This window comes from Micromonospora sp. S-DT3-3-22, from assembly GCF_015354745.1.
GTDB classification, from domain to species: domain Bacteria; phylum Actinomycetota; class Actinomycetes; order Mycobacteriales; family Micromonosporaceae; genus Micromonospora; species Micromonospora wenchangensis.
The window spans coordinates 1-7372 of record NZ_JACGMO010000199.1 but is presented as its reverse complement, the minus strand read 5'-3'; the positions used below and the strand labels follow the sequence as shown (position 1 = coordinate 7372).

The following is a 7372-nucleotide window of genomic DNA, read 5'->3' as shown; positions in this document are numbered from 1 at the left end:
GCGGACCGGCACGTGCCGTACCCCGACGCGGTAGCCGGTCTCCACCGGCCCTCCGTCGCCCAGTTCGGCCGGCAGGGCGGCGGCCGAGGCGGGGTCGAGGTCGACGAGGCGGGGCCGCAGCCCCGGGTACTCGATGGCGGCGGTGCGGACGAGGCCCCACAGCGCGGCGCGGGCCGGCTCCGGGGTGTCGCCGCCGGCCACCGGTTGGCCGCGTTCCGTGCCGACCAGGAAGTGCCCGGAGCGCTGCCGCTGGCCGAGGGTCTTCAGGGCGGCGAGGCAGGAGTACAGGCCGAGACGCAGTTCGGTGGGTTCCGGGCGGGTCGGGCCGGTGTTCCACAGGTGCACCACTCCGGCGACCGGCTCCGCCAGCTCCGCCCAGAGCTGCTGGAACGCCGGCTCGTCGGGATCACGGATGACCCGCTGGTCGGCACCGGGGCCCGACGCCGGTGGCTCGGGCAGCACCTCGACCACCCGGGCCCCGGCGGCGCGCAGGGCCCGCACGGTGGCCGTGCCCGGGCCGTCCCGCTCGCCGTGGTGCAGGACCACCCAGGTGCCGGCCGCCGGCCCCCCGGGGGCGGGGGCGTCGGCGGGGACCCAGTCGATCCGGGTGAGCAGCCGCCCGGTCGCCGGCACGGGCGGCGCGGCCGGCAACCGGCGCATCCGCACCCCGGTGAGCTCGGCGACGACCCGGCCTGCGGCGTCCACCAGGATGGCGTCCGCGACGGACCAGGCCTCCTGCACGGCGGTACGTCGTACCCGGACGGTCACCCCGGCGCTGAGCGGGGACAGCTCGGCGTGCAGGGCGAGGCGTGCCACCCCGATCGGCAGCATCGGCCCCGGCGGGTCGCCACCGGCGAGGTCCTGGAGGGCGCAGCTGACCACCTGGAACACGCCGTCGATCAGCAACGGGTGGGAGTACCACGGCAGCGGCTGGGCCACCGTCTCCAGGGTCGCCTCGGCGGTGCCCGCGCCGACGGCGAGCCGGCGTACGGTCCGGAAGTCCGGCCCGTACGCCAGGCCGGCGGCCGACCAGCCGTCGTAGACGCGCTCCGGCGGGACCGGTACCGGGCAGCTCACCGCCCAGGCGGCCGGTGGGTGGGTGCCCGACGGGATCGGCCCGCCCGACCCGGTGGAGACCGTCCTGCGGCCCTCGGGGGTCACCGCGCCCAACTCGAACCGGATCCGTTCGCCGAGGGTCACGTCCAGGCGGCCGGTGACCTGCTCGCCGTCGGCGACCGTGAACGGCCGGACGAAGGCGACGTCGACGAGTTCGAGCGGGCGGAACGCCCGGCGCTGGGCGACCCCCAGCAGGGCCATCTCCAGTTGCACGGCGGCGGGCAGGATGCCGAGGCCGCCGGCGCGGTGCTGGGCGATGAACGGCTCGTGTGCGGCGAAGGTCTTCTCGTAGGTCTCAACCCGGTACGTCACGTTCCCTCGCTCAGTGCTCGTAGTGACGGTCGAACAACGGGTGGCCGACTGCCTCATCACCTGCTGCGGGTACGGAAACCTCCGGCTCCGGTCGACGCCGCGCGGCGGCGGACTCGCTGACCCGGGGCGCGCTCAACTCCCGGCGCTCGAAGGGGTAGGTGGGGATGGTGGTGGTGCGGTGTCCCTTCCCGTGGTGCACCCCGGCCCAGTCGAGGTCGCCGTGGCCCTGGTTGTAGAACGACGTGATGGCCGTGTGGAGCTGCGTCTGGTCGTCGTGGTCCCGTCGTAGCGTCGGCAGCCAGGTCAGATCGGTATCGGTGAGGGTCGCCCGCGCCAACCCGGTCAGCACCGGATGCGCGCCGATCTCCCAGAAGACCCGTCCGCCGGCGGTGTGTACCGCCTCGATCGCCTGGGTGAAGCGGACCGGTTGGCGAATCCCCGACCCCCACAACCGGCCGTCGGCCACCGACCGGGCGTCATGCCAGCCACCGGTCACCGTGGAGGCGAATCCGACCTGCGGCGGGGACACCACCGCCTGCCCGAACGCCTGGGCGAACGGGTCCACCGCACCGGCCATCGCCGCCGAGTGGAACGCATGGCTGACCGTCAACCGCTGCGTCCGCAGCCCCGACCCGGCACCGAACGCCTCCACCGCCTCGACCGGACCGGAGATCGTCACACTGCGCGGGGCATTCAACGCCGCGATCTCCACCCCCGGGAAGGACGGCAACACCGCCTCCACCGATCCGGCGTCGGCGAACACCACCGCCATCGCCCCGTCCGAGGGTTGCGCCTGCATCAACCCACCCCGCACCACCGCCAACCGCAACACCTCCGGCAACGACAGCACCCCCGCCGCCCACGCAGCCGTCAACTCCCCCACGCTGTGACCCACCACCAGACCCGGGCGCACCCCCCACGACTCCAACAACCGCACCAACCCCACCTGCACCGCCACGATCCCCACCTGCGCAAACCGCGTCTGCACCAACTCACCACCCCGCTCCCCCAACACCACCTCCCGCAACGGCACATCCGAACACGACCCCACCAACCCCACACACTCATCGAACGCCGCCCGGAACACCGGCTCAGTCGCGTACAAACCCGCCGCCATCCCCGGATACTGCGAACCCTGACCCGAAAACAGGAACACCGACACCGGCGGCTGATTCGACAACCGACCCACCGGCCGATCCCCACCCGCCACCGCACCCAACCCACCGGCCAACTCCGACCCGTCAGAACCCTGGACCGCGACCCGGAACCGATGCGACGCCCGACCCACGTTCGCGGTGAAACCCACATCACCCACCACGGACGCATCCACACCCGACAACATGCGCGCATACCCGTCTGCGAGCCGACGCACCCCGTCCTCACTGGCCGCGGACACCTTCACCACGTACGACCCCTGCGGCAGGGTTTCCCGGGTGGCCGGGAGCGGCGCTTCCTCGACGATGACGTGGGCGTTGACCCCGCCCATCCCGAACGCCGACACCGCCGCCCGACGCGGTGCACCCGCGACCCGAGGCCACGACACCGGCTGATCCGCCACAAAAAACGGCGTGTCCTCAAACCGGATATGATCATTCGGCCGCACCACATGCAACGTCGCCGGCACCACCTGATGCTCCAACGACAACAACACCTTCACCAACCCGGCCAAACCCGCCGCCGGCTCCAGATGACCAATGTTCGACTTCAACGAACCAATCGCACAGAACTGCGTCCGCGACGTGAAACCCCGCCACGCCCGAGTCAAACCCTCCACCTCGATCGGATCACCCAACGACGTCCCCGTCCCATGCGCCTCCACCATCCCGAACCCCTCCACACCAACACCCGCATCCCGCAACGCCGCCACAATCACCTCCCGCTGCGCGGCACTACTCGGCACCGTCAACCCACTCGTCCGACCACCGTGATTCACCGCCGAACCCCGAATCACCCCCCGCACCCGATCCCCATCCCGCACCGCATCCACCAACGGCTTCACCACCACCGTCACCACACCCTCACCCGGCACGAACCCATCCGCCCCCGCATCGAACGCCCGCGACGCACCCGTCGGAGAGAACGAGCGCAGGCGGGAGCCGAGCTGGAAGTACTGCGGGGACATGGCCAGGTGGACTCCGGCGACGATGGCCTGGTCGCACTCGCCATTGCGGATGCTGCGGACGGCGGTGTGCAGAGCCACCAACGACGACGAACACAACGTGTCGATCGTCATGCTCGGCCCCGACAGATCCAGGAAGTAACTCACCCGGTTCGCCAGGATGGCGTTGTGGTTGCCCAGCCCGGCGGCGGTCTGCACCACGTCGCCCACGACCATGTCCCGGTAGTGCTGGTAGCTGGCGCCGACGAACACACCGGTCGACCGGCCGGCCGTACGGCCCGACAGGCCGGCGTCCTCCAGCGCACGCCAGGCGGACTGGATGAGGTGGCGCTGCTGCGGGTCGATCCACTGGGCCTCGGCCGGTGAGATCCGGAAGAACGGGGCGTCGAAGTCGGTCAGGTCGTCGACGAAGCCCGCCCGGCGCAGGTAGACGGTGCCGGGTTCGGCCGCGTCGGAGTAGTAGTCGTCGATGTCCCAGCGGGACTTCGGGACCTCGCGGAGGCAGTCCTCGCCCCTGGTGAGCACCTCCCACAGTTCGTCCAGGTTGCCGGCGTTGGGAAAGACGCCGTCGATGCCCACGATGGCGATGTCGTGCCGGTCCGTAGCTGCCGGGGTCGCCACGGCGACCGACGTCACCGCCGCCGAAGCCGGAGCCGCCGGAGCCGGGGAGGAGACAGCCGGACCTGCCGGACCCGGGGCAGCCGGCGCCGGCGTTACCGGCACGCCGACCGGCGACATGTCGGCCGCCGGCACGTCCACCGTCGGGGAACCGCCGTCCGGGGCACCGCCGAGCGGCGCGGACGGCACCGGGCCGGGCGTCGGCGCGGCACCCGGTACGGCGGTGACGCCGTAGGTGTCGCGCAGTTCCCGGGCGAGGTTCTCCACCGTCCCCACTTCGAGCAGCAGGGTGACCGGGATGTCCACGCCGAGCCGGGTGCGGATGTCCTGGGCCAGCGAGACGGCCAGCATCGAGTCGAGCCCCTGGGCCTCCAACGGACGGTCCAGTTCGAGGGTCTCGACGTCGGTCTCCAGGCCCTCGGCGATCCACCGGGCCAACGCCCGGCCGAGGTCGCCCGCACCGTTGACCGGAAGGTGACCTGCGGCGGCGGTGCCGGGTCCGGAGCCGGCCGGGACCCGGCCGTTGAGGTCGGCACCCTGGCCCGGGACGACGCCGGACGGGGTGCCGGGGTACGCGGTGGTGCCGGGCGGGATGGTGCCGTCGAACCGGGCCCGGTCGTGCGCGCCCGCCGGGGTGGGCGGGGTGGGCGGCGGGGCCGGGGAGATCCGCCGCCAGGTGACGCCCTGGGCGGTGAGCACCGGTCGGTCGCCGTCGAGCACCACCAGACTCGCGGTGAGCAGCCCGGCATCGGGCGCGCTGCCCCGGTCCCGGCGGGCGTGCACACGCACCTCACCGGTGAGCCGGCCCCGCACGGTCAGCCGGGAGACGGTGAACGGCACGTAGAGGCCCTGTGCCCCGCAGGCGGCGAGGGCCACCTGGAAGGCGCCGTCGAGCAGCCGGGCGTCGACCGGTCCGGCGTCGGGCCCGGCGTCGACCCGCAGGGTGCCGGTCGCCGCGCCGTCCGCCACCGACAGTTGGCGTACGCAGCGGAAGCTCGGGCCGTACCGTAGGCCGTTGCGGTCGAAGTCGCGGTACATGCCGTCGAGGTCGACCGGGGTGAGCCCGGCGGGGTCGGCGGGTGGGGTGAGCGTCGGATCGACCGGCTCGGGGTCGGCCACCTCCAGGTCGCAGACCACGGCGGTGGTGCCGTCGCGGAAGGTGACCCGGGTGCCGTGCCGCTCGGCGGTGAGCGTCGCCGGGGGCCGTACGGTGGCCCGGAAGGTGAGGTCCCGCAGGGTGAAGGCGTCCCGCCCGAGCAGCTCGGCGACCTTGCCGGGGTAGCCGGCGCCGGGCAGCGTCGGGTCGCCCAGCACCACGTGTTCCAGGGCCTCCGGGTGGTCGCGCCACGACCGGTCGGTGGGCGACCCCGTCGCCGGGAGCTGCCCCGCCGTCGACGCGGGTGCCAACCACAGGTGCTTCTCCTCGTGCGGGGCGGTGGGGAAGCGCACCGGGGCGCGTTCCTCGGCCACCAGGCCGTCGCCGGCCACGAAGTGGCGGGCCGCCGTGTCGAGGGCGTCCCGTCCGGATGCGTCACCCAGTGGGGGCAGGGTCCGCCCCGACGGGGTGGGGGCGACCCCGGTGTAGAGGTTCCGGGTGCCCTCGGCGCGGGCCAGGAACAGCATCAGCTTGTCGTCGAGCTGTTCGATGGTGTCCACCACGCAGGCGAGCCGGTACGTCGCCGCCGGCCGCTGCCGGCTGGCCACGCAGATCCAGGCCAGCGGCGGGCAGTACGGCGACCGGAGCAGGTGCACGAGTCGGCCGGCGAGGGTGCGCAGCCCCTCCTCGGAGCCGGCCGAGAGGGTGAGCAGGCCGGGACCGGTCCGGGCGGGCACCCGGGTGGGCGACGGGGCCGCCGCGAGGACGGCGTGCGCGTTCACCCCGCCGAAGCCGAAGCTGCTGACCCCGGCGACCCGGGGCCCGTCCCACGGGACGAGCCGGTCCGGGACGAACAGCGGCGAGTCCTCGAAGCGGAACGCCCGGTTCGGGAAGGTGAGGTGGGCCGAGGGCGGAATCCGGTCCGCCTGGAGCGCGAGGATCGTCTTGATCAGGCCGGCGATCCCGGCCGCCGGTTCGAGGTGGCCGATGTTCGTCTTCACCGAGCCGACCGCCACCGTGCCCCGTCGGGCCGGGCCCAGGGCGGCCTGCAACGCCTCCAACTCGATCAGGTCACCGAGCTGGGTGCCGGTGCCGTGCGCCTCGATGTAGCCGACCCCGTCCGCCTCGACGCCGGCCCGCCGCATGGCGCTGCGGATCACCGCCTGCTGGGCGGTGCTGCTCGGTGCGGTCAGGAAACCGGCGGCACCGGTGTGGTTCACGGCGGACCCGCGGACCACCGCGAGGACCGGGTCGCCGTCGCGTTCGGCGTCGGCGAGCCGCTTGAGGACGATCACCCCGCAGCCCTCGCCCCGGACGTACCCGTCGGCGTCGTCGTCGAAGGTGCGGCACACCCCGGTCGGGGAGAGCATGCCGTTGCGCAGGAAGGACCGGGTCTTGGTGGGGGTCAGCACCAGGTTGGCCGCGCCGACGACGGCGGCGTCCACCTCCCCGGCGCGCAGATGCATGGCCGCCTGGTGCAGGGCGACCAGCGAGGACGAGCAGGCCGTGTCGACGGCGAAGCTCGGCCCCGACCAGTTGAAGGCGTGCGAGAGCCGGTTGGCCACCATCGACACCGCCGTGCCGGTGGCCACGTGCGGGTCGCCGGCCCCGATGCTGCCCGCCACCAGTTCGGGGAAGTCGCTGGCGATGGTGCCGATGAAGACGCCGGTGGCGGTGCCGAGGGAGGCGGCGGTGTGGCCGCAGCTCTCCAGGGCCTCGTCGGTGACGCTGAGCAGCAGGCGCTGCAACGGGTCCAGCCGTCGGGCCTCCCGGTCGGTGAGTTGGAACCGGGCGGCGTCGAAGTGTTCGACCCGGTCGATCCAACCGGTCGGCACCTCGTCGGCGGCGGACCAGAGGTGACCCCAGCCCCGGTGTCCGGTCGGCGCGTCCCCGACGCTGGACACCCCGTCGGCAAGGTTGGCCCAGAACTCGTCGGGGGTGGCCGCGCCGGGGAACCGACAGGCCAGCCCGATGATGGCGAGCGCCTCCTCGACGGTGTCGGGTGCCGGGGTGCCGGACGGGGCCGCCGGGGCGCGGTGGCGGGGCGGCTCCGGCCGTACGGTGTCGGGTCCGGCCGGGTCGCCGGTGGCGGCCCGCGGTCCGCCTGCGCC

2 protein-coding genes are annotated in these 7372 nt (G+C 73.5%); both read right to left on the bottom strand.

Annotated features, from left to right (window positions below):
- Positions 1 to 1428, bottom strand: a 1428-nt coding sequence (locus H1A17_RS32670) for a polyketide synthase dehydratase domain-containing protein (protein WP_194823692.1), incomplete at its 3' end; no start/stop codon positions are given.
- Positions 1429 to 1438: 10 nt separating this feature from the next.
- Positions 1439 to 7372, bottom strand: a 5934-nt coding sequence (locus H1A17_RS32665) for a type I polyketide synthase (RefSeq protein ID WP_194823691.1), incomplete at its 5' end; no start/stop codon positions are given.